Annotated in this window: 18 protein-coding genes and 2 pseudogenes; 13 read left to right on the forward strand and 7 right to left on the reverse strand. The window is 66.5% G+C overall.

Translation table 11 applies throughout. The features are described 5' to 3' along the window. The first annotated feature begins 16 nt into the window (after nt 1-16). From H8R18_RS08775 to H8R18_RS09680, 3 genes are all read left to right on the forward strand, one after another. Nucleotides 17-802 (forward strand): hypothetical protein, encoded by a 786-nt coding sequence (locus H8R18_RS08775; RefSeq protein ID WP_191071638.1) that lies wholly within the window; start codon nt 17-19, stop codon nt 800-802. Nucleotides 803-864: 62 nt separating this feature from the next. Then, nucleotides 865-1,560: a branched-chain amino acid transport system II carrier protein gene (locus tag H8R18_RS09675; RefSeq protein WP_194189271.1), complete on the forward strand. Its 696-nt coding sequence runs from the start codon at nt 865-867 to the stop codon at nt 1,558-1,560. Between the two features lie 23 nt (nt 1,561-1,583). Further along, nucleotides 1,584-2,267 (forward strand): branched-chain amino acid transport system II carrier protein, encoded by a 684-nt coding sequence (locus tag H8R18_RS09680; RefSeq protein ID WP_265087376.1) that lies wholly within the window; start codon nt 1,584-1,586, stop codon nt 2,265-2,267. Here the strand turns inward: H8R18_RS09680 and H8R18_RS08790 are convergent. Beyond that, nucleotides 2,264-2,950 (reverse strand): histidine phosphatase family protein, encoded by a 687-nt coding sequence (locus tag H8R18_RS08790; RefSeq protein ID WP_191071640.1) that lies wholly within the window; start codon nt 2,948-2,950, stop codon nt 2,264-2,266. The two genes, H8R18_RS09680 and H8R18_RS08790, sit on opposite strands and share 4 nt — an antisense overlap. A 68-nt stretch (nt 2,951-3,018) precedes the next feature. Here H8R18_RS08790 and H8R18_RS08795 point away from each other — a divergent pair, with 68 nt between their 5' ends. Then, the gene (locus tag H8R18_RS08795; RefSeq protein ID WP_191071641.1) at nt 3,019-3,996 is read left to right on the forward strand and encodes a diaminopimelate dehydrogenase; all 978 of its coding nucleotides are present in this window, start codon (nt 3,019-3,021) and stop codon (nt 3,994-3,996) included. Nucleotides 3,997-4,062: 66 nt separating this feature from the next. Here the strand turns inward: H8R18_RS08795 and hemL are convergent, their stop codons facing one another. Next, nucleotides 4,063-5,478 (reverse strand): glutamate-1-semialdehyde 2,1-aminomutase, encoded by a 1,416-nt coding sequence (gene hemL / locus H8R18_RS08800; protein ID WP_191071642.1) that lies wholly within the window; start codon nt 5,476-5,478, stop codon nt 4,063-4,065. A gap of 722 nt (nt 5,479-6,200) precedes the next feature. Between hemL and H8R18_RS08805 the strand changes: the two genes are divergently transcribed. Beyond that, nucleotides 6,201-6,998, forward strand: coding sequence for a hypothetical protein (locus tag H8R18_RS08805; RefSeq protein ID WP_194189272.1), 798 nt, complete (start codon nt 6,201-6,203; stop codon nt 6,996-6,998). A gap of 3 nt (nt 6,999-7,001) precedes the next feature. Beyond that, the gene (locus H8R18_RS08810; RefSeq protein ID WP_191071644.1) at nt 7,002-7,778 is read left to right on the forward strand and encodes a hypothetical protein; all 777 of its coding nucleotides are present in this window, start codon (nt 7,002-7,004) and stop codon (nt 7,776-7,778) included. A gap of 19 nt (nt 7,779-7,797) precedes the next feature. On the opposite strand, the gene hisC is transcribed toward H8R18_RS08810, so the two are convergent. Continuing rightward, nucleotides 7,798-8,874 (reverse strand): histidinol-phosphate transaminase, encoded by a 1,077-nt coding sequence (hisC, locus tag H8R18_RS08815; protein ID WP_191071645.1) that lies wholly within the window; start codon nt 8,872-8,874, stop codon nt 7,798-7,800. Nucleotides 8,875-8,992: 118 nt separating this feature from the next. Between hisC and H8R18_RS09685 the strand changes: the two are divergent. The 4 genes and pseudogenes from H8R18_RS09685 to purB form a co-directional block, all read left to right on the forward strand. Then, nucleotides 8,993-9,410: pseudogene (locus tag H8R18_RS09685) on the forward strand (ABC transporter ATP-binding protein); the annotation flags it as partial. Between the two features lie 6 nt (nt 9,411-9,416). Further along, nucleotides 9,417-9,965, forward strand: coding sequence for an ATP-binding cassette domain-containing protein (locus H8R18_RS08820; protein WP_338089218.1), 549 nt, complete (start codon nt 9,417-9,419; stop codon nt 9,963-9,965). After that, entirely contained in the window at nt 9,962-11,164 is a 1,203-nt protein-coding gene (locus H8R18_RS08825; protein WP_191071647.1) for an ABC transporter permease, read from the forward strand. Before H8R18_RS08820 ends, H8R18_RS08825 begins: the two co-directional genes overlap by 4 nt. Before the next feature lie 43 nt (nt 11,165-11,207). Next, nucleotides 11,208-12,679 (forward strand): annotated as a pseudogene (gene purB / locus H8R18_RS08830) (adenylosuccinate lyase). A gap of 5 nt (nt 12,680-12,684) precedes the next feature. Here the strand turns inward: purB and H8R18_RS08835 are convergent. From H8R18_RS08835 to H8R18_RS08845, 3 genes are read right to left on the reverse strand one after another with little or no spacing between them, the layout of a single operon-like run. Continuing rightward, nucleotides 12,685-13,320: a hypothetical protein gene (locus H8R18_RS08835; protein WP_191071649.1), complete on the reverse strand. Its 636-nt coding sequence runs from the start codon at nt 13,318-13,320 to the stop codon at nt 12,685-12,687. Further along, nucleotides 13,302-13,844 carry an alpha/beta fold hydrolase gene (locus tag H8R18_RS08840; RefSeq protein ID WP_194189273.1) on the reverse strand — a complete coding sequence of 181 codons (543 nt, stop codon included), beginning with the start codon at nt 13,842-13,844 and terminating at the stop codon, nt 13,302-13,304. Before H8R18_RS08840 ends, H8R18_RS08835 begins: the two co-directional genes overlap by 19 nt. After that, entirely contained in the window at nt 13,787-14,752 is a 966-nt protein-coding gene (locus H8R18_RS08845; protein ID WP_194189274.1) for a hypothetical protein, read from the reverse strand. Before H8R18_RS08845 ends, H8R18_RS08840 begins: the two co-directional genes overlap by 58 nt. 169 nt (nt 14,753-14,921) lie before the next feature. On the opposite strand from H8R18_RS08845, the gene H8R18_RS08850 reads away from it, so the two are divergent. Next, entirely contained in the window at nt 14,922-15,155 is a 234-nt protein-coding gene (locus tag H8R18_RS08850; protein WP_191071651.1) for a heavy-metal-associated domain-containing protein, read from the forward strand. Nucleotides 15,156-15,157: 2 nt separating this feature from the next. After that, nucleotides 15,158-17,578 carry a heavy metal translocating P-type ATPase gene (locus H8R18_RS08855; RefSeq protein WP_191071652.1) on the forward strand — a complete coding sequence of 807 codons (2,421 nt, stop codon included), beginning with the start codon at nt 15,158-15,160 and terminating at the stop codon, nt 17,576-17,578. A 1-nt stretch (nt 17,579) separates the two neighbouring features. Here the strand turns inward: H8R18_RS08855 and H8R18_RS08860 are convergent, their stop codons facing one another. After that, nucleotides 17,580-18,251, reverse strand: coding sequence for a DedA family protein (locus tag H8R18_RS08860; protein WP_227712812.1), 672 nt, complete (start codon nt 18,249-18,251; stop codon nt 17,580-17,582). 139 nt (nt 18,252-18,390) lie between these two features. Here H8R18_RS08860 and H8R18_RS08865 point away from each other — a divergent pair, with 139 nt between their 5' ends. Continuing rightward, the gene (locus H8R18_RS08865; RefSeq protein ID WP_194189275.1) at nt 18,391-19,452 is read left to right on the forward strand and encodes a hypothetical protein; all 1,062 of its coding nucleotides are present in this window, start codon (nt 18,391-18,393) and stop codon (nt 19,450-19,452) included. Nucleotides 19,453-19,473: the final 21 nt, after the last annotated feature.

Consider the following 19,473-nt stretch of genomic DNA (forward strand, 5'->3'; position numbering starts at 1 on the left):
CACGACGAGGAGTCCCATGTCCGGCGCCGACACCCTGCCCACCGCCATTGACGACCTGCGTCTGGCGATCCTCACGGATGTTCTGCGCGCCGTGCGCGCCCACGCCGACGGCGAGAATCCGGGCACGATTCTGCCCGCGGGACCCGTGAATCACCTTGAGGGATTCTTCTACGTCACCGCGGCGGCCGAGATCATCGCCGAGGTCTGCCAAGAGGCTGATCGGCGCGGCCTCGCCGATCGGCTGCCCCAGGCGGAGACGACGACCGACATCGCCCTGGTGCGGCGACTCGGCGATGCCGTGGAATCGGGCGTGGACACGACCTCCAACCCGGCACAGCGCCGCGGAATGATCCTCGTGTGGGGCGGCACGCAGCTGCTGGCCGCGCTGGCCGCCGACGTTCCCGGCGAGGACGAGATGCCGGGGACCGACCACCTCGAGGCGGCGTTCGCTTCGGCGGGTCCGCTGCTGCGCGGCGTCCTCGACACCCTGCCGGCAACCGTCGTCGCCGCGTGTATGCCTGCCCTTGGCGACGACTTCGCTCCGATTTGCGCCGCCCTCTCCGCCAGCCTCGACGACGACGCCCACCGGGTCGCCCCCGAGGCGGCGACGCACGCGCGGGCGAGCCTGAATCCGGCGCTCATGCGCGAAGCCGCCGGCAGCGAGCGCCCGGTCATCGCCATGATGACCGGTGTCGGCCGCGACGTCATCACCGGGTGGATTCCCCCGCGCGAGCACCCGGACCCCGAGTCGTGGGCGCCCCGGCTGCGCACGACTGCCTTCGGCACCGAGATCGTCGAGTAGCGACCGGGTTCGAAGAACCGATATTGTTCCCCACTGCCCATCGATCGAAGCGAGAGGCGTCCATGAGCGCGAAGAGCCACATCTACCACATCGTCATCACGGGACTGGCGTTATTCGCCATGTTCTTCGGTGCCGGCAACCTCATTTATCCCGTCTTTATCGGCATCCAAGCGGGAGAGTCTGCCTCGCTCGCGGCACTTGGGTTTATGGCGACGGGCGTCCTCTTGCCCCTGCTGGCCATGGTCGCGGCGGCGACGTCGGAAACCGGAATTCTGGGTATCTCCGAACGCATCGGGCACTGGCCGGGATTCGCGTTTTGTCTCATGGCGTTCTTGTCAACCGGTGTGCTCTACGCGATCCCGCGCGTGGCGACCGTGTCGTTTGAGATGAGCGTCGGCGGTGTCGTCGGCGAGGACTCGACGACGACGTCGCTGCTCGTCTACACGTTCATCTTCTTCGCCGTCACCGGCGCGCTCTCGATGAATCCGTCGACCCTCATCGAGAAGATCGGCGGCTGGTTGACCCCGGCACTGCTCGTGCTCCTCGTCATCCTCATCACGGCCGCCTTCGTCCAACTCGATCCGGTCACTCACCCGGCCGCAGGGGCCTACGAATCCCATCCCTTCATCAACGGCATCCTCGAGGGATACAACACGCTCGACGCCATCGCGTCCTTCGTCTTCGGCATCATCATCATTACCTCGCTCAAAGCGCGCGGTTATTCGCGTGGCACCCAGCTGTCCGCGCCACGGCGCTGAGTGGTGTCGTCGCCGGAGTCCTGTTGGGTCTCGTCTATTTCGGGCTGTCGCAGCTGGGCCTGCGCATCGGCGACATCGATGTCGACAACGGCGGTGCCGGCCTGTCCTATGCCGCATCTACGTTGTTCGGCAATACGGGCCTGGTCGTGCTGGGTGCCATCGTCATTCTCGCGTGCCTGACGACCGCGGTCGGCCTGTGCGGGGCGTCGACGGCGTTTTTCTCTGGGCTGTTCCCCAAGCTCTCACGCACGAGCCTCATCCTCATTCACATCGTCGTGTCCTTCGCCGTGGCCAACCTCGGCCTGACGCTGCTGCTGAAGGTCGTCGTCCCCATCATGCTGCTGTGCTACCCGGTGACGATTGCCATGGTCATCGTCTGCCTGCTCGATATTCCCATTCCCGGGCACATGTATTGGACGTATCGGTGCGCGGTGTGGACCGCGGGCATCTTCGGCCTCGTCGACGCCGCGTCGGCCGCGGGCCTCACGGCGAGCTGGTTCCTCGCCCTCAAGGACGCTATCCCGCTGTCGGGCTTCTCGCTCGGCTGGCTGCTGCCCACCCTCATCTTGGGGTGCGTGGGCTTCATCGTCGACGCGCTGCAAGGGCGGCTGCGCAAACCGCTCGACTACGACCTGGTCGCACGCGAACGCAACCGGGCACTGCTCGATGCTGGGATTGCCGGCGAGGTCAGCGAGGAGACCGCTTAGGCCTGCGCGCCGATCACCTGGACGCTGCGGCGGAAATGGCGCAGCCCGGGCAGCAGCTCCCACGATGCCGGCGGGCGTGAGGAGTACAGACGAGCCTGCCAGCCGTGCTCGACGTCGCCGATCGCGTACGTCAGCGAGCAGTTGCGCACGGGTTGACTCACGACGAGATCGGCCGAGATCCCCTCGATTCGCGTCGCCGTATAGAGGCGAGTGAGGGCGCCGTGGGTGACGAGGGCGATGCGCGAATCGGGACCGTACTCGCTCGCCAGATCGCGAATGAGGGCATCGACGCGCCCGACAACGCAGCATCCCACTTCTCCCCCGGGCATCCGGCGATCAAGGTCGCCGCGAACCCACGCAGCGATGATGGCCAGGTAGGTGGCGGGGGCGTCGGCGCGGTACAGCATCTCCAACGCCCCGGCCCGCACCTCGCGCAAGCGGTCATCGCAGCGAATGGGGATCCCCCATGCTCGAGCCAGCGGCGCAGCCGTCTGCCGGGTTCGCGTCAATGGTGAGGCGATGATCGCGTCGGGTCGACCCAGACCGGCGGCGTTCCAGGCAGCGGGAATCTCGCGAGCCTGAGCCAGTCCCGCCGCATTGAGCGGAGCGCCAGGAAAGTCCGTGTCGAGGGCGTCGATGATGTTTGAGGCCGTCTGCCCGTGGCGGATGACGATGAGCTCCATGGTTCTTTTCTACATCGCAACCGTGGACACGTCCCCGGTCGGGACGTGACTGGTTTACTCTGTCCCCCATGACTATTCGCCTTGCCATTTGTGGATATGGAAATCTTGGTCGCGGCGTCGAGCAGGCCGCGCTCGCCGCACCGGATATGGAGCCGGTCGTCGTCTTCACTCGGCGCGATCCCGACACGCTTGAGACCCTGGGCACTCCCGCCGCCTCGGTCGACGATATGGAGCAGTGGAAGGATCGCGTCGATGTCTGCCTGTGTTGCGGCGGCTCAGCGACCGACCTGGCCGAACAGGTTCCCGCCGCGCTGCGTTACTTCCCGACCGTGGACTCCTTCGACACGCACGCGAAGATTCCCGAGTACTTTGCCAGCTGCGACGAGGCAGCGCGCGAAGCGGGCACGGCCGCGTTGATCTCGGTCGGCTGGGATCCCGGCCTGTTCTCGCTGACGCGCCTGCTCGGCCAGGCCGTCCTCCCCGACTCGCTGGAGGAGACGTTCTGGGGCAAGGGTGTCTCGCAGGGGCACTCCGACGCACTGCGTCGTATCGAGGGCGTCGTCGGGGCCGTGCAGTACACGGTGCCGCGTCCAGAAGCCCTCGAGGCCGTTCGCTCCGGACAGGCCACCGAGCCGGCGGAAGCGCGGGCCAAGCACACCCGCGAGTGCTACGTCGTCGCCGCGGATGGTGCCGACCGCGAGCGCATCCGCGAGGAGATCGTGTCGATGCCGAATTACTTCGCCGACTACGACACGACGGTGACGTTCATCAGTGCCGAAGAGCTCGAGCGCGACCACCAGGGGATGCCGCACGGGGGCAGCGTCTTGCGGCGCGGTCACACTGCCGGCGGATCGGCCGCGGGGATCGAGTTTTCGCTTGACCTGGAATCGAATCCGCAGTTTACGGGTGCCGTCGTGACCGCGTGCGGGCGCGCGCTCTACCGTCTCGTGAGCGGCGGTGTGACGGGCGCGCTGACGCTGTTCGACGTGCCGCTCGGGTCGCTGCACCCCGGTGCGCCCGAGGAGCTGCGCGCCCAGCTTCTCTAATTCGGAACGACTACGGGCCGGGGGCGGCGATTCTCCAGCGAATCGCCGCCCCCGGCCCTGTATGTCCTAGCGGGTCTGGGCGACCTCGGCAACCGCGGTGTCAATGGCGGTGAAGATGGCGGCGACGGCGTCGTCATCGTGGGCGCGCGAGACAAACCAGGCCTCGTAGCACGACGGCGGCAGGGCGACTCCGGCGTCACGCATGGCGTGGAAGAAGGCGCGGTAGAGATCCTCGTCTTGGCGCTGCGCATCCGCGTAGGAGCTGACGCCGCTCTCGGCAACTTCTTCGCCAAAGAACACCGAGAACAGCGATCCCGCCGAGTTGATGACGTGGGGGATGTCGTGGGCGCTCAGTGTCGCGCTCAGGTAGGTGCGGATCGACTGGGCAACCGCGTCGACGCGGGCGTAGCAGGCGTCGTCGGCCAGCTTGAGGGTCGCCAGGCCGGCGGCGGTGGCCAGGGGATTCCCCGACAGGGTGCCGGCCTGATAGACGGGGCCGAGCGGGGCGAGGTGCCCCATGATCTCGGCGCTGCCCCCCAGCGCTGCCAGGGGCATTCCTCCGCCGATGACCTTGCCGAAGGTAAAGAGGTCGGGGACGTAGTCAAGGTCGCCGACCTGGCCTCGGCACCACTCCTGGCGAGCCTCGAGCATGGCCTCAGCTCCCACGAGGTCGCTCGGCAGGACGGCGGGGAGTCGGGCAGGTCGCCAACCGGTCTCGAGGCCCCAGAAGCCCGCGGGTGAGACGCGGAAGCCCGTGAGGACCTCGTCGGTAATCATGAGCGCGCCGTGGTCGCGGGTGACCTCGCGGATGGCTCGGTTGAAGCCTGGGGCCGGCGGGACGATTCCCATGTTGGCCGGGCACGCTTCGGTGATGACGGCGGCGATGTCGCGACCGTGCTCGGCGAAGCACTCGCGCAGTGCGTCCTCGTCGTTGTACGGCAAAACGATCGTCAACGCGGCGATGTCAGCGGGCACCCCCGCCGATCCCGGCAGTCCCTGGGTCGCGACACCGGAACCTGCCTGCGCGAGCAGCGAGTCGGAGTGACCGTGATAGCAGCCGGCGAATTTGACGAGGAGGTCACGCCCGGTCACGCCACGGGCCAGGCGAATCGCCGTCATTGTCGCCTCGGTGCCGGTGGAGACGAGGCGTACCTGCTCGGCCGCGGGGACGCGGGCGGTGACGGCCTCGGCCAACTCGGCTTCGGCGGCCGTTGGAGCACCAAAGGACAGTCCGCGTGCGGCGGCCTCGGTCACGGTGGCGACGACCTCAGGGTGAGCATGGCCGAGCAGAGCCGGTCCCCACGTGCCCACGAGGTCGACGTAGATGCGTCCATCGACGTCGCGGACGTAGGGGCCTTTCGCGTCGGCGATGAACGAGGGGGTTCCGCCGACCGAGCCGAAGGCGCGCACCGGCGAGTTGACGCCACCCGGCGTCGCGAGTTGGGAGCGGGCAAACAGGGACTGCGACGCGGTGAGACTCATGAATCCATCGTAGGTCAGCGTGAGGAATATCCCTCCGTCATCGCCGTTCTCATCTGGGCCGTACCCGTGCGGTTCGACCCGCGAGATATCGCCGCACACGAGCCGCGACACGCCGACGAGTTGGGCCAATATGGACTCGCATAACAGTGTGCGATCTCGTAAAATGAAATTCACACATGAGATAGATGAGAGAGGAGTCATGAACTCCCGGCGCTGGAGGCACGGCATCGCCGCCCTATTGACATCGGTGTTCTTGGTAATACCGGTGCCTTTCGCGTACTCGGCGTCATCATCTCTATCGTGGCGGATCGGTTCCTATACGTTCGATTTGTCGACACAGTGCCCGGGCGGGGTTGTGGACGCCGACGCCGTGTACCCGGTGCACGCCCACTCCATCGCCAGTCCGCTGGGCGCTTCCTCCGACTCGGTCATCCTCTCTACCCGGTCGCTGTCGTTGAACACGCCCGTGGCCCTGTGCGTGCGCATGCCCGCGACAAAGGGAACGCTGACGCTCGCGTCGACGACCAATCCGGTGCTGGATGTGCGCGGCACCCAGTGGCAGGAACTGGGCTACGACCTGCGGTTTAACCTGACGGGTTTCCGTCCGCTTGGGGACACCCCCGCCGATGCCAGCGCCCAGATCGGCACGGACACCCTGACGGCGGGATCGGTGCCCACCCGAGCCCTACACCCCGGCGGCCGGTGCGCGCGGCGACGTCGGCGTGGTCGGCAACGACAAGGGGCTCCACGGTTCCGTCGCCATCGTCGATGTCGGGAATCTGACGAAAGTGCCAATCTCGTTCAGCGACCCGGGCATCTATCAGCTGACGTTCGTCGCCCAGCAGTGGCGCGGCACGCACGGGTGGATCTCGTCGCTGCCGATGAACCTCACCCTCGTCGTCGATCCCGGTGAGTCGCCTGACCCGGACGTCACAACCCCGGATCCCACCAAGCCGACGAAGCCGGATCCCGAGCCCTCGACTCCCGACACCCCCGCCCCCACGAGTCCTCATCCGCCCTCGCCGCCGGTGACCCCACCCTCGCCGAGTCCCGACGAATCTGCCTCCACTCCGTCTTCCTCCACCACGCCCGTCCCGTCATCACCGACGCCGTCGTCGCCGTCGGCCACCCCGTCGTCATCTGCACACTCGTCTGAGGGTTCCGCGGGTTCGTCGCCGATGCAGCTGTCACACCTGCTGCCCATCCGCATGACCCCCACCCTTCCCGGCGCCCCAGGTGTGACCGACTCCCCCATATCCCCCACGCGCGACTCCTCGCCGGATCAGCCGGCCACTCCCTCCTCCTCGGCGGAGTCGCGCCCAGACAACCAGACAAACGGCGATCGCCAGACCTCCTCGGACGGGGATTACCCGACGGTTTCTTCCTCGAGCGTCGACGTCCAGATGTCGTCGCGTAAGTGGGCCAACACCGCCTCAACGACCGTTCTCGTCGCAGGCGTGGCACTCGCCAGCTGTGTTGCCGGTGCCGGCGTGTTCCTCGTCCTGCGAGCGCGGCCCTAAGCCATGGCGTCACCCCTGTCGTCGCTGCGTCACCGTCTCGCGCGCGCCCAGGTTGCGCGCGAAAAGCGCCTGCCCCTCGATAGCGCCCGCTACGTCGCTGTCAGTTCAGGCCGTCTCGAGCCCTACCTGCGCACCCTCGCCGCGGTCGACGTGTGGACGTGCGAACCGCCGCGCGTGAGCAACGCCGATGACGGGATCGCCTTCGTCAGCGTGTGGGCAACTCGCCCGCGCGCGGTCCTCGCCACCCCCGGTGACGCCCCGGCCCCCGACCTGGTCGCCCGCTCCCTCGTCGACATTCTCGCCGACCACCCCGGAGCCGGCGCCGTTGTCGACCCGGACAGGGACACCGAGCTCACCGTCGAGCCGCATCATGCGGCGACCATCAGCGCACTCAAACGCGGGGAGGCAATCGCCGAAGCCTTCTCGGCCATTGGGGTCGAGGAGCTGGCGGCCACCGAACCCTACCGCTCGCTCGATTCGGCGGCCGAAATTTCCCCCTGTGATGATCGCGAGCGCGCGGCCATCGCCCAGTTACCTGAGGGGCTGAGCCTGCACCGAGTGGAGGTGCATATGCTCGCTAACCCGGCCGGACCGCGCCCATATCGCGTGTATTTTGTCCAGGCCGGCGACGGTACGTCACCGCCGCTTGACGCCTCGATGTGCGCGCGGCTAGAGGCGGTGCTGGGGCCGACGCGTGTCCTCGTCAATCCAGGTACGCCCGACTGGCGACGCGACGTCTTGTGGGATTTCCGCGGCTGGGCAATCCCGCTTCAGGCGTGACGTCTCCGTGCGCGGGACCCTACAGCGCTGCCGGATCGATGTCTGCGATCGCGTCGAGGAACGCCTGATTGTCGTCGGGGGCGCCCACCGAGACGCGCACGCCGTCGGGGAATGCCCGCACGGAAATCGCGTGACGCTCACACGCCGCGACGATCGCATCGCGCGCCCGCTCACCCGGGAACCACAAGAAGTTGGCGCGCGTCTCGGGCACGTCGAAACCGCGCTGACGAACAGCGGCGACGAGGGCGTCGCGTTCGGCGATGATCGTCGCCACCTGCTGGTCGACGACATCGCGGTGGTTGAGGGCCTCGATCGCCGCTGCCTGGGCTGCCGAGTTGACGGCAAACGGTGGCGTCGTCTTACGGATGCACTCGGCAATGAAGGGTGACGAGACCGCGTAGCCGACCCGCAGCCCGCACAGGCCGTAGGCCTTCGAGAACGTGCGGGCGGCAATGAGGTTCGGATACTTCTCGACCAGTGCGAAGCCGTCCAGGCGCCCGGGGGAATCGTCGAAGTCGTAGTAGGCCTCGTCTAGGAGAACGAGGACGTCGGAGGGGACCGAGGCCATGATCGCCTCGAACGCCTCGGCGCTCAGCGGTGTCCCCGTCGGATTGTTGGGCGTGCACAGCAAGACGGCCCGGGTGTGTTCCGTCACCGCCTGCGCGAGGCCGTGAGGATCGTGCTCGAACGCCGGGGTGAGCGGCACCTCGACTGCCCGGGCTCCGGTGATCCCCACGAGAATGGGATAGGCCTCGAAGCTGCGCCAGGGCATGACGATCTCGTCACCCTCGGTCGCGACGGCCTGGAGCAGGTGGGCGATGAGCGAACACGACCCGTTTCCCACGGTGATCCGGTCGGCATCGACGCCGTGATGCTCAGCCAGTCGCTCGATCAGGGGAGCCGCGATCATGTCGGGGTAGCGGTTGACCGAGTCAGCCATTCCCGCAATCGCATCGACGACTTGGGGCAGGGGAGGGAAGGGATTTTCGTTGGACGACAGTTTTCGCACCCGTCCCGGCCGGCCCTTGCCGGGCTTGTACGTGGCGATGCTTTCCAGGGCCGGACGAACGCGAATCGGGTGAGAATCCTGTGCCATTTCTCCATTATGGGGCGCATCATCCCGCGACGTCGCGAGCTTCCACCCCTCGGCTCTCCCCTGCCTCGGCCCTGCCACTAGCAGCTACCCCCCCCCCCGAGCGGCTATATATAGAAACATGACCACCATCACGCTGGAGTCTTTGACGAAGGATTACCCGACCCGGCGTGCCGTTGACGACGTCTCCTTCGATATTCACGGCGGTGAGATCTTTGGTTTCGTCGGATCCAACGGCGCGGGGAAAACGACTACGATGCGGATGATGCTCGGCGTGACCGCGCCGACGTCAGGCCGGGTGCTCCTTGATGGCGCGCCGATCACGGCGGAGAACCGCTCGCAATTCGGCTACATGCCCGAAGAGCGCGGCCTCTACCCGAAGATGCACGTTCACGATCAGCTCGTCTACCTCGCCCGCCTTCACGGCACCGACCGCGACCGCGCCGAGGCAAATGCGACGATGTGGGAAGAGCGCCTGTCGATCAGCCACTACCCGCGACGACACGGTCGAGGCCCTGTCACTGGGTAACCAGCAGCGCGTCCAGCTGGCGTCCGCGCTCACCCACGACCCGACAGCGCTCGTCCTCGACGAGCCGTTTTCCGGCCTGGATCCGTTGGCCGTCGAATCGATGTCGGCGACGTTGCGCCAAAAGGCCGACGAGGGTCTCCCGGTGCTGTTTTCCTCCCACCAGCTCGAGCTGGTCGAGAAGCTGTGCGACCGCGTCGGCATCTTGTCCAACGGGTCGCTCGTCGCGTGCGGCACCATTGCGCAATTGCGCGCCAACGCACCGGCTCGAACGGAATTTGGTGGCTCCGCGAGCGCGTGCGAGACCGTCCGCCGCGAGGCCCACGCCGCGGGCTTACAGGTCACCGAACACGGCGATGGGCTGCTGGTCGACGGTGCCCCCGAGGATCCGCGCGTCGCCCGACTCGCGACGGTGGCGCTGGAGGCCTCCGGGCTGACTCGATTTGCTCGCTACGACGAACCGCTCTCCCTCATGTATCGCTCGGTTGTCGATGTTTCCCCGGCCACGCCAGCCGAAACCGAGCCGACGCCGAAACGGCGCTGGTGGAAGAAAGGAGGCGCGCGGTGAACAAGGTTCTTCTCATTGCCCGACGCAGCTTTACCGAGATCGCCTGCACGAAGTCAACGATCATCACGTCGCTCGTCATCGTCATCGTCATGCTTGCCGCGGGCGGCGGAATCCGGTTCGCCTCCGAGCGCGGTTGGATGTCGTCGGAGTCGATGATCGTGCTTGAGCCGGGCACCTCGCCGTACGCGTCCTCGCTTCGCGCCATCGGGTCGCAGCCGGGAATGCCCGACCTCACCGTCACCTCGGCTCCCTCGGCAGCTGCCGCGGAGAAGCAGGTTAAGGACGGTGACGCCGATTATGCGCTCATCGCCACCCCCGATGCCGGGTGGGAACTCGTGACGACGGACGCCGTCGCCCCCAGCCTCGAGCTTGCCCTCACCCAACTCCTGCAATCGGCCAAGCTCGGCGACTACGTCACCGAATTGGGCGGTAACACGAGCGAGCTAGCCCATCGGATGGCCTCGGCGCACGTGGTGACGCGCACGATCGGTGAGGACGGCGGGGATTCGTCCATCAGTATCGAGCGCCTCGCGCCGGTGTTGGTCATCATCTTTTTCGTCTTTCTCGCCGTGACGACGGGATCGGCGACGCTGGCTATGGGGGTTATCCAGGAGAAGGCCTCACGCATCATCGAGGTCATCATCTCCACCGTCAGCCCCCTGCAGCTGGTCGTCGGCAAGGTCCTGGGGTTGGGGTGTTTTGTCCTTGCTCAAACGCTCCTGTACATGCTTGCTTCGCTCGGGGCGCTCGCCCTGTCGGGATTCGCATCCTCGCTCCCGATTGATCTGCCGGCGCTGCTCGGCCCGGCGCTGGTGTTTGGCATCGTCGGGTATTTCATCTTTTCCTTCCTCTACGCGGCGATGGCTTCGACGGCGACGCGAATGGAGGATTCGTCGGCGGCAACCGGTCCCATGACGCTCATCCTCGTCGTGTGCTTCTATGTGCCGTTCTTCGGCCTCATGTACGCGCCCGGATCCACTTTCCTCACGGTGTGTTCGATGTTGCCCATCGTCGGTTGCTTCACCGCTCCGGCGGTCTACGCGGTCAACCAGCTGCCGCTTGCCATGTTGGCGATGTCGTTCGGCATCCAGATTGTCTCCCTGGCGGGAATCGCGTGGGTGGCCTCGCGGGTGTATGCCCGCCAGATCCTCCACTTCGGCACCCGGATGTCCGTGTGGAAGGCGCTTCGGCATGCCTGAGGGTGGTTGAGGCCGGCGGGTGTGCGGGCGGCATAATGGGGGCATGAGTAGTGCGCGACTTGCCCTCCTTCCCGTGCCCACCCGTCACCTCTACGATCTGAGCGACCCGGTGGCCCTGGGTCCGCTCGATGGCCGTTACCGCTCGGTCGCCCGTCCTCTCGTCGATTTCCTGTCTGAACCCGCGCTCAATAGGGCGCGGGTTCACGTTGAGGTTGAGTGGTTGATTTTCCTTCTCGAGGCCGCCGTCATTCCCGGTGGGGCGCTGAGTGGGGACGACGTCGCCTATCTGCGTCGGATCGTCACCGATTTTGACGGCGAGGATATCGCCGAGCTGGCCCGCACCGAGGCCGTCACGAAGCACGACGTCAAGGCCGTCGAGTACCTCGTGCGACAGCGGATGGAGGATGCTCCCGCTGTTCTCGGGTCGCAGACCCGGCTGCCCGAGTTCGTCCAGGGTGTCCACATTTTCTGTACGTCCGAAGACATCAACAATCTTGCCTACGCCCTGACCGTTCGCCAGGCGGTCGAGGAATGCTGGCTTCCGGCCGCCCGCGCCGTCGTCGATCGCATCGACCAGATGGCGTGTGACAACGCCGATGCCGCCATGCTCGCCCACACTCATGGCCAACCCGCGACGCCGGGACGACGGGCAAGGAGCGCGCCGTTGTCGCTCACCGCCTGTCTCGTCAGCTTCGCCGCATTGAGGCGACCGAGTATCTCGGCAAGATCAACGGTGCGACGGGCACGTGGGCGGCCCACGTCGTCTCCTGTCCCGACGTCGACTGGCCGGGCCTGACCCGTCGTTTCGTCGAGTCCCTGGGGCTGACGTGGAATCCGCTGACGACCCAGATCGAGTCTCACGACTGGCAAGCCGAGCTCTACGCCGACATGGCTCGCTTCAACCGCATCGCCCACAACTTCGCGACGGACGCGTGGACATACATTTCGCTCGGCTATTTCCACCAGAATCTCGCCGCCCAGGGGTCGACGGGTTCCTCGACCATGCCCCACAAGGTCAATCCCATCCGCTTCGAGAACGCCGAGGCGAATTTCGAGGTCTCGTGCGCGCTTCTCGACTCGCTGGCCGCGACGCTCGTCACGTCGCGCATGCAGCGCGACCTCACCGATTCGACGACGCAACGCAATATCGGGGTCGCCCTAGGCCATTCCCTGCTTGCTCTGACCAATCTCGCGCGCGGGATCGACGGCATTGACGTCGACCGGGAGGTGCTTCTTCGCGATCTCGACGCCAATTGGGAGGTCCTGGGGGAGGCCATTCAGCAGGCAATGCGCGTTGCTGCCCTTTCCGGCGTCGAGGGCATGGATAACCCGTACGAACGTCTCAAGGAGCTCACGCGCGGGCATCGGATCGACGCCGCTCAGCTGCGCCAATTCGTCAGCTCATTGGGGTTGCCCAGCGAGGTTGAAGAGCGCCTCGTCGCGTTGAGTCCGGCCGACTACATCGGGTACGCGCGCGAACAGGCCAGCTGGCATTCGACCCCGCCCACCGCGTAAGTCGTCTACGTCGCCGCGCCGTAGCGGGCCGCCGCAGCCGCCGGCGTCAGCAACGACTCGACTCCGATGAGTTCGAGTCCGACCGCCCACGGACGGTCGAGTTCGGCGGCGACGAGGATGACGTCAAGGGCGGGACGCTCGTCTCGCACGCACTGCCACACCCCGCGCGTGAGATCGTCGATGAGGCGGCGGGCGCGGTAGACGCTATCCCCCTCACCTGTGCCCTCGACGCCCGCGTGCTGGGGCCAGCTGGGGGCCGAGCACTCGGCGAGTCGGGCGTGTTGGATCCGCCGGGCCTGTTCGACAGTGGCCACTCCGGCAGCACCGCTGTCGATGAGCTGGGCGGCGTCGATACCGGCCGCGGCGGAGTCGATCCATGCCCGCACGAGCAGGCGCGTTGTCGATCCGAAGCGGCGTGTCAGCTCGCAGTCAACCCGGTCAACGGCGCTGTGGCTAGCCAACGCATCGGCGACAATCGTCTCCCTCGATCGCCTGCTATCCCTGCCCACTGCGCGAGCCCGGCCACCGTCGACGAGTCGCCCGAGCGTACCGACGACGCGGCGGATCCCACGAGCACCGCGGCGAATAGCAGGGGAATGGATGAGGTGGTTGTCGTCGCGGTTTAGCGGTGTCGGTGCCACGGTCGTGACCTCTCTGTCGAAGCCTGGTCAAGGACATCTTGGTAAAGCTCGTAAAGAAAGACTCTGCCCGGTTCTGTCGCCCCCAGGGGCTCGGGTTGGGGGAAGTAGTCACGTACTCGCTCGATGATCCGCCCGACGGGGGAGTTGGGTACGTGGCGTGCGTACTCGGCAGCGTGCCGTGCCGTCGTCGCATACGTGTTGGCCGCGTGGGCATAGTAGAGGACGCCGGCCTGCGGGGCACGCAGCGAGCGTTCAAAGACGGTAATGCTGGGATCGACTTCACCGGCGAGACCCCCGAAGAGCGGGATGGGGTCCTGGACGTGGCGCAGAGCCAGGATAGCGACGCCGCGCGGGACGGGCATCCGTCCGATAGGTCCGCCGGCCGAGACGATCGCCCCAACGCGATAGGGCAGATCGGTCGTGGCCGCGAGTGCCATGGCGATCATGGCACCCTGGGAGTGACCGATCATGATGACGTCTTGGCGAGCGAGTTCCTCCGGCGTCGTAATCCCGGCTCGCGCCATGGTCGCGAGGATCGCGCGGTGAACCCCGATGCGTTGGTTGGATGTCTGCCCGAGGGTTTCGAGCAGGTTGGCCTGCGGATCTGCCGGTTCGTCGTCGTGGCCATCGATAGGTGATCGGTACCGGGAATCTCGACGATCCAGCGCTGCCGGCGGCCCCGCACGCGGGTGTAGACGTGGCGCAGGGGCCGCAGCCATGCCTGGTCGACGTCGCCGACCCGAACGATCTTCACCAGCGATCCGTAGGTGGCGGCAAAGGTGAGATCGTCGATGTCTTCGAGCGCATCGGCCAGACTGTGGGGCACGCCGGTGCGGGTGAGTCGTGGCACCGGCGGATCCGTCCGCTCCCAGTTAACCTCGCGCACGTGGATGTCACCGGCGCGAATGACCCCGGCGGCCTCGGCCAGAGCGAGCCATGCGGCCATGAAGGCCTCGTAGCCATCCTCGGGGATGCGGCTCAGTCGATCGAGATGGCGTTCACGATCCCCGCGCCGACTCCACACGGCCAGGCGGAGGCTGGTGCGGGCGAGCCGCGCCAGCAGTGATCCGACCCTTCCACTCATGCCGATGGTCGCGGCACCGAGCCACGGGTAGGCGAAATACGCGCGCTGCATCTCCTCCATCGCCTCGCTCATGCGCGCGCGCGAGCGGTGGTCGAGAGCATCGATTCGGCGCGGGTTGGCCAGGGGCGAAGCGGACATGACACGCGCGCGAGTGGCCAGAAGCATCGACGTGGCCACTCCCCACGCCGGCGGCAGCCACTGCGCCACCCCACGCGCGCGCGTTCGTTTGCGCTCGCGATGCCAGCGTGCCCGCTGCCACTGGTGATCCATCTCGACGCGAAGACTAGCGAGGAGCAAGGTGGAGCACAGGCGCCGCGCGGTGGAATACCATCGCGATAGTGCCGACATCTCGTTCCTCCTCACGCGCATATCTGGGCACAAACGCCTCAGCATAGCGACTTATTCCCCGCGTTCGCTGACGCCGAAATGCGCCCGCAGACGCTTGGTGTGCTCACGTGTCCTCGATACGGTCCACATGCGCGGGTTGCGCACTAGCCCCTGACGAAAGGACTCGATCATGTTTGGTTCTCGCACCCTCACCGTCTCGATGACCGGTCTCACGTGTGGCCATTGTGTACAGCACGTGAGCGACGCGCTGTCGCGACTGCCGGGCGTGAAGAAGGTGAGCGTGGACCTCGTCAAGGACGGCGTGTCCACCGCCAAGGTTAGCGCGCGCGGCGCAGTCGATGATGCCGCTATTACGGCAGCGGTCACCGAGGCCGGCTACGCGGTCACCTCGATCGAGCGCTAACCATGACGTCGTCTTCACCCACCGCCGCGCCTATCGATTCGCAGGCGCGGCGGGCTCGTATGTTGGCGCACCGGTTGATCGTTGCGTGCGTATGTTCGCTGCCCGTCATGGTGATCTCGATGGTTCCGGGCGCTCAGTTTCCCGGCTGGCAATGGGTGTGCGCTGCCCTGGCGCTACCCGTGGTCACGTGGTGCGCAGCCCCGTTCTACGCCTCGGCGTGGCAGGCTGGCCGTCACGGGTCAACGACGATGAACACGCTCATATCGCTCGGCATCATCGCCTCGATCGCGTGGTCGTACTACGCCCTATTTTTCACCGAGGCGGGCGCCATCGGCGTCATGGCCCCCATGGAGTTCCTGCCGCGTTCGGGGTCTGCCGCACCCCACGTGTACTTCGAGGGTGCCACAATGATCGCGACATTCCTGCTCCTCGGACGCTGGTTAGAGGCGCGCTCGCGCCACCGCGCGGGCGACGCGCTCAGGTCGCTGCTGTCGTTGGGAGCCAAGCGGGCAACGGTTGTCCAGGTTGACGACAATGGGGCGATGAGCGAGCACGAGGTCCCCGTTGAGGACCTCGTTGAGGGTGATCTCGTCCGCGTGCGACCGGGGGAAAAGATCCCCACTGACGGGCGGATCGAGCAGGGGACGTCGGCCATCGATACCTCCCTCGTGACGGGAGAATCGCTGCCCCGTGAAGTCGGCCCGTCTGATCCCGTCATCGGGGCCACGCTCAACACGTCGGGAGCGCTGCTAGTCCGCGTCACGGCGGTTGGGCGCGACACGATGCTTGCCCATATCGCGCGGATGGTTGCCGACGCGCAAGCGGGGAAGGCGCCCATTCAGCGGCTTGCCGACCGCGTCTCCGCGGTGTTCGTTCCCGTCATCCTCGCTCTCGCGCTCGCGACGTTCATCGGCTGGCTCGTGATGGGCGCGAGCGTCTCTCAGGCGATCACCGTCGCCGTGTCCGTGCTCGTCATCGCGTGCCCGTGCGCACTAGGTCTCGCCACGCCCACGGCTCTCCTTGTCGGTTCGGGACGCGCCGCCCAGCTCGGCGTCGTCTTCCGCGGCCCCGAGATCCTTGAGGGCGCACACCGCATCGACACGATGGTGCTCGACAAGACCGGCACGCTGACGACGGGCGTCATGGAGGTTGACGCCGTTCATCCGCTGGGGGAGTCGTCGCGCGGACCCAGAGGACTCACCCCCGCCGGCACCCGGCTGCTGCGGCTCGCCGGGGCTGCCGAGGCGTCGTCGGAACACCCCCTCGCCCGCGCCGTCGTGCGCGCCGCGGTCGCCGACGGCGACACCCCCCTCCCGGCCGGCACGCGTTTCGGCAACCACGCGGGGATGGGTATTCACGCCGTCGTTGGCGATGAGCTCGTTCTCGTCGGACAAACTCGCTGGCTAAGCGAACTCGGCCTCGACGTCCCCACTGAGCTCCGCAATGCCGAGCGCCAGGCAGCGATCAGCGGCGCGAGCGTCGTCGCCGTCGCGCTCGGCCACGAAATGCCCACGGAGCACGACGCAGCCGAGGAGACCGGCGGAGACAAAGAGCCGGAGCCGACCGCTACCTCCCTCGACTTCGCCATTGAAGGGATGACGTGTGCGGCCTGCGTTTCCCGCGTGGAACGTGCCCTCAATAGCGTTGACGGGGTTGACGCTACGGTCAATCTCGCAACGGAATCGGCTCGCGCAAACGTCCCCATCGACCATCCTCGCGCGGGTGACCTCGAGAGCCTATCAGCCGACCTCATCGAGGCGGTGACGGCCTCGGGCTACACTGCCAAACCGCAAACCTCGGACGAGGTCACACACCGCCGCCACCGCGACGACACCCTGCGCCCGCTGGTCGGCGGTGAGGTTCTCGGCCTCATCATCGTGCGCGACCGCGTGCGCGAGACGTCCGTCGAAGCGATTCGCGACCTCCGCACCCTCGGCATCACCCCGCACCTGGCGACGGGTGATAACGCCGGTGCAGCAGGCGCCGTTGCGGCACGGGTCGGCATTGAGTCTGTCGACGCCGAGGTCACCCCCGGCGATAAGCGCGACATCGTGGCGCGATTGCAACGCGAGGGGGCGACCGTGGCGATGGTGGGCGATGGCGTCAACGACGCGGCTGCGCTCGCCCAGGCCGGTCAACGCGGGTTGGGCATGGCGATGGGACAGGGAACCGATGCGGCGATTGCTGCGGCCGACGTCACGCTGATTCGCTCCGATATCCGCTCCGCGGTCACGGCAATCCGCGTCGGTCGGCGCACGCTAGCGATCATCAAAGAGAACCTTGCCTGGGCGTTCGGCTACAACATCATCGCCGTGCCCCTGGCGATCGCCGGACTCGCGAATCCCATGTTGGCGGCCGCCTTCATGGCCTCGTCGTCAGTCCTCGTCGTCGCGAACTCCCTGCGTCTGCGCCGCGCCGGCTAGATCAGCGCTCGGTCCTTCCCGTTCGCCGCGCACGAATGGCGCCGACGGCGACGGGGAGGACCGAGAACGCGACGATGATGATGGCGATGAGCTCGATGTTGTGGGCGATCACCGGAATCGACCCGAGCAGTTCCCCGGCGATGAGGAACCCGCCCACCCACACGAGTGCGCCGGCAATGTTCCACACGAGGAACGACGGGTAACGAAAGCGCGCGATCCCGGCGACGATGGGGACGAAGGTGCGCACGAACGGCACAAAACGGGCCAACAGCAGCGCGCGGCCGCCGTAGCGGGCGAAAAATTCCTCGGCCTTTGCCAAGTTGGCCGTCGACAGAAAGCGGGCGCCGGGGCGGAAGAGGCCACGCCCGAACCGTGACCCCAGCCAATACCCGACCGTGTTGCCCAAAATCGCCGCGATAACGAGGACCACGAGCGTGATCATCAAGGGGACGGGGATGCGGTGGTGCAGGATGCCGAGGGTGAAGACGAGGGAGTCCCCGGGCAGCACCGGAAAGAGGACACCGGATTCGATGAAAACGATGAGCGCGACAATCCCCACCATCCAGCCGCCGAAATTCTCCAGCAAGGTGTTGATGAGAAGTTCAGAATCGCGAAGGTAATCCAGTGGCGAGGCCAGCGGAACGATGAGGGGAGCGGCAAGGTCGGCAAGCACGGACGCGTGTTCCTCCATTTCGACGCGGCCGCGTCATCGTGACGCGGTGGCTACAGCCTAAAGGAGTTCCCCACCACCTCCCAGCGCGCGCACGCGCGCCGCGCCGAGGCGAGCCCCAGGGGTGCCGTAGGCTGGCCCCATGGTTTCGCCTGAATCACGCCCCATTGTCGTCGATCAGACGCTACCGTGGGCGACTCCGTCGCACGCCACCGAGACGCAACTCATCGACACCGAGGAGCGCACGGTTCACCGCGTCGACGACCTCATCGAGGCGGGACTGCTCCTGCTGGCGTTTTTCGGTGTCCTCGTGTTGTCGATTTACGCTCAGCGAACGACGACGGCGGTCACGTCCGACGTCACTAGCGTCATCTCGTCCACCATGCGTCAGATCACGCTCGTGCCCGTGCGCATTCTCGAAAACTTCGTGACCTTGCTCGTGCCGGTTCTCGTGCTCGGCATCCTTGCGTGGCGCAGGCAGTGGCGAACCCTTCTCCAAACGGTCGCCACGGGGATGGCGGCGACGCTCGTCGCCAATGCCATCACCGTCGCCCTGGGCTCGGCCTCGAGTTCAGGGCTTTTTTCCGCGCTGCTCATCGGTGACACGCGTGACTGGTCCAGTATGCCGACCGTTGCTATCTCCGCCTCTCTCACGGGACTGACGGCGCTTCTGCGGATGGCTGGCGAACGCGCTCGCGAAACGTATATCCGCACCTCATGGATCGCGTTGTGGGTCGTCCTCGGACTCCTCATTATTCAGGGACGCATGACGCTAGTCTCCGCCCTCGTCACGGTCATCATCGGCGCGATCGTTGGGTCGCTGGCGCGCTACGGATTTGGAACGCCGAGCCGACGAGGATCAGGGGCGGCTCTCATTAGTGCGCTAGCAACGCTAGGGATCTACCCCACTAAGGTTGTCCGGGTTGACGCTGAACCGGGATCAGACCCGATGAGCGCCGCCACGATGACTATCCATTCCCAGGCTGCGGCGGGCGTGCTGCGAGAGTCTCGCCTGCACGCGAGCGTCGCCGTCCTCAACTGCGACATCATCTCTGAGGTCCGCCAGGCACAAGCTCGCGTCGGCATCACCGAGGAGTTGCCCGACTACGTGTCGGCAAACCGGTTTTATGCCGTCTGGACAATTCCGACACGTGCTACCTTGTCGAAGCGACGGATTCCGATCGCCACCTGTTATCGCGGCTGACAAACTGGTGGTCTCGCCTAC

Source organism: Nanchangia anserum (assembly GCF_015240065.1).
GTDB lineage: Bacteria > Actinomycetota > Actinomycetes > Actinomycetales > Actinomycetaceae > Nanchangia > Nanchangia anserum.

What these genes read in the sequence shown, in the direction of transcription:
- H8R18_RS08775 (WP_191071638.1), top strand. Translation starts at nt 17, where the DNA reads ATGTCCGGCGCCGACACCCTGCCCACCGCCATTGACGACCTGCGTCTG.
- H8R18_RS09675 (WP_194189271.1), top strand. Translation starts at nt 865, where the DNA reads ATGAGCGCGAAGAGCCACATCTACCACATCGTCATCACGGGACTGGCG.
- H8R18_RS08790 (WP_191071640.1), bottom strand. Translation starts at nt 2,950, where the DNA reads ATGGAGCTCATCGTCATCCGCCACGGGCAGACGGCCTCAAACATCATC.
- H8R18_RS08795 (WP_191071641.1), top strand. Translation starts at nt 3,019, where the DNA reads ATGACTATTCGCCTTGCCATTTGTGGATATGGAAATCTTGGTCGCGGC.
- hemL (WP_191071642.1), bottom strand. Translation starts at nt 5,478, where the DNA reads ATGAGTCTCACCGCGTCGCAGTCCCTGTTTGCCCGCTCCCAACTCGCG.
- H8R18_RS08810 (WP_191071644.1), top strand. Translation starts at nt 7,002, where the DNA reads ATGGCGTCACCCCTGTCGTCGCTGCGTCACCGTCTCGCGCGCGCCCAG.
- hisC (WP_191071645.1), bottom strand. Translation starts at nt 8,874, where the DNA reads ATGGCACAGGATTCTCACCCGATTCGCGTTCGTCCGGCCCTGGAAAGC.
- H8R18_RS08840 (WP_194189273.1), bottom strand. Translation starts at nt 13,844, where the DNA reads ATGGCGCGAGCCGGGATTACGACGCCGGAGGAACTCGCTCGCCAAGAC.
- H8R18_RS08845 (WP_194189274.1), bottom strand. Translation starts at nt 14,752, where the DNA reads ATGTCGGCACTATCGCGATGGTATTCCACCGCGCGGCGCCTGTGCTCC.
- H8R18_RS08850 (WP_191071651.1), top strand. Translation starts at nt 14,922, where the DNA reads ATGTTTGGTTCTCGCACCCTCACCGTCTCGATGACCGGTCTCACGTGT.
- H8R18_RS08855 (WP_191071652.1), top strand. Translation starts at nt 15,158, where the DNA reads ATGACGTCGTCTTCACCCACCGCCGCGCCTATCGATTCGCAGGCGCGG.
- H8R18_RS08865 (WP_194189275.1), top strand. Translation starts at nt 18,391, where the DNA reads ATGGTTTCGCCTGAATCACGCCCCATTGTCGTCGATCAGACGCTACCG.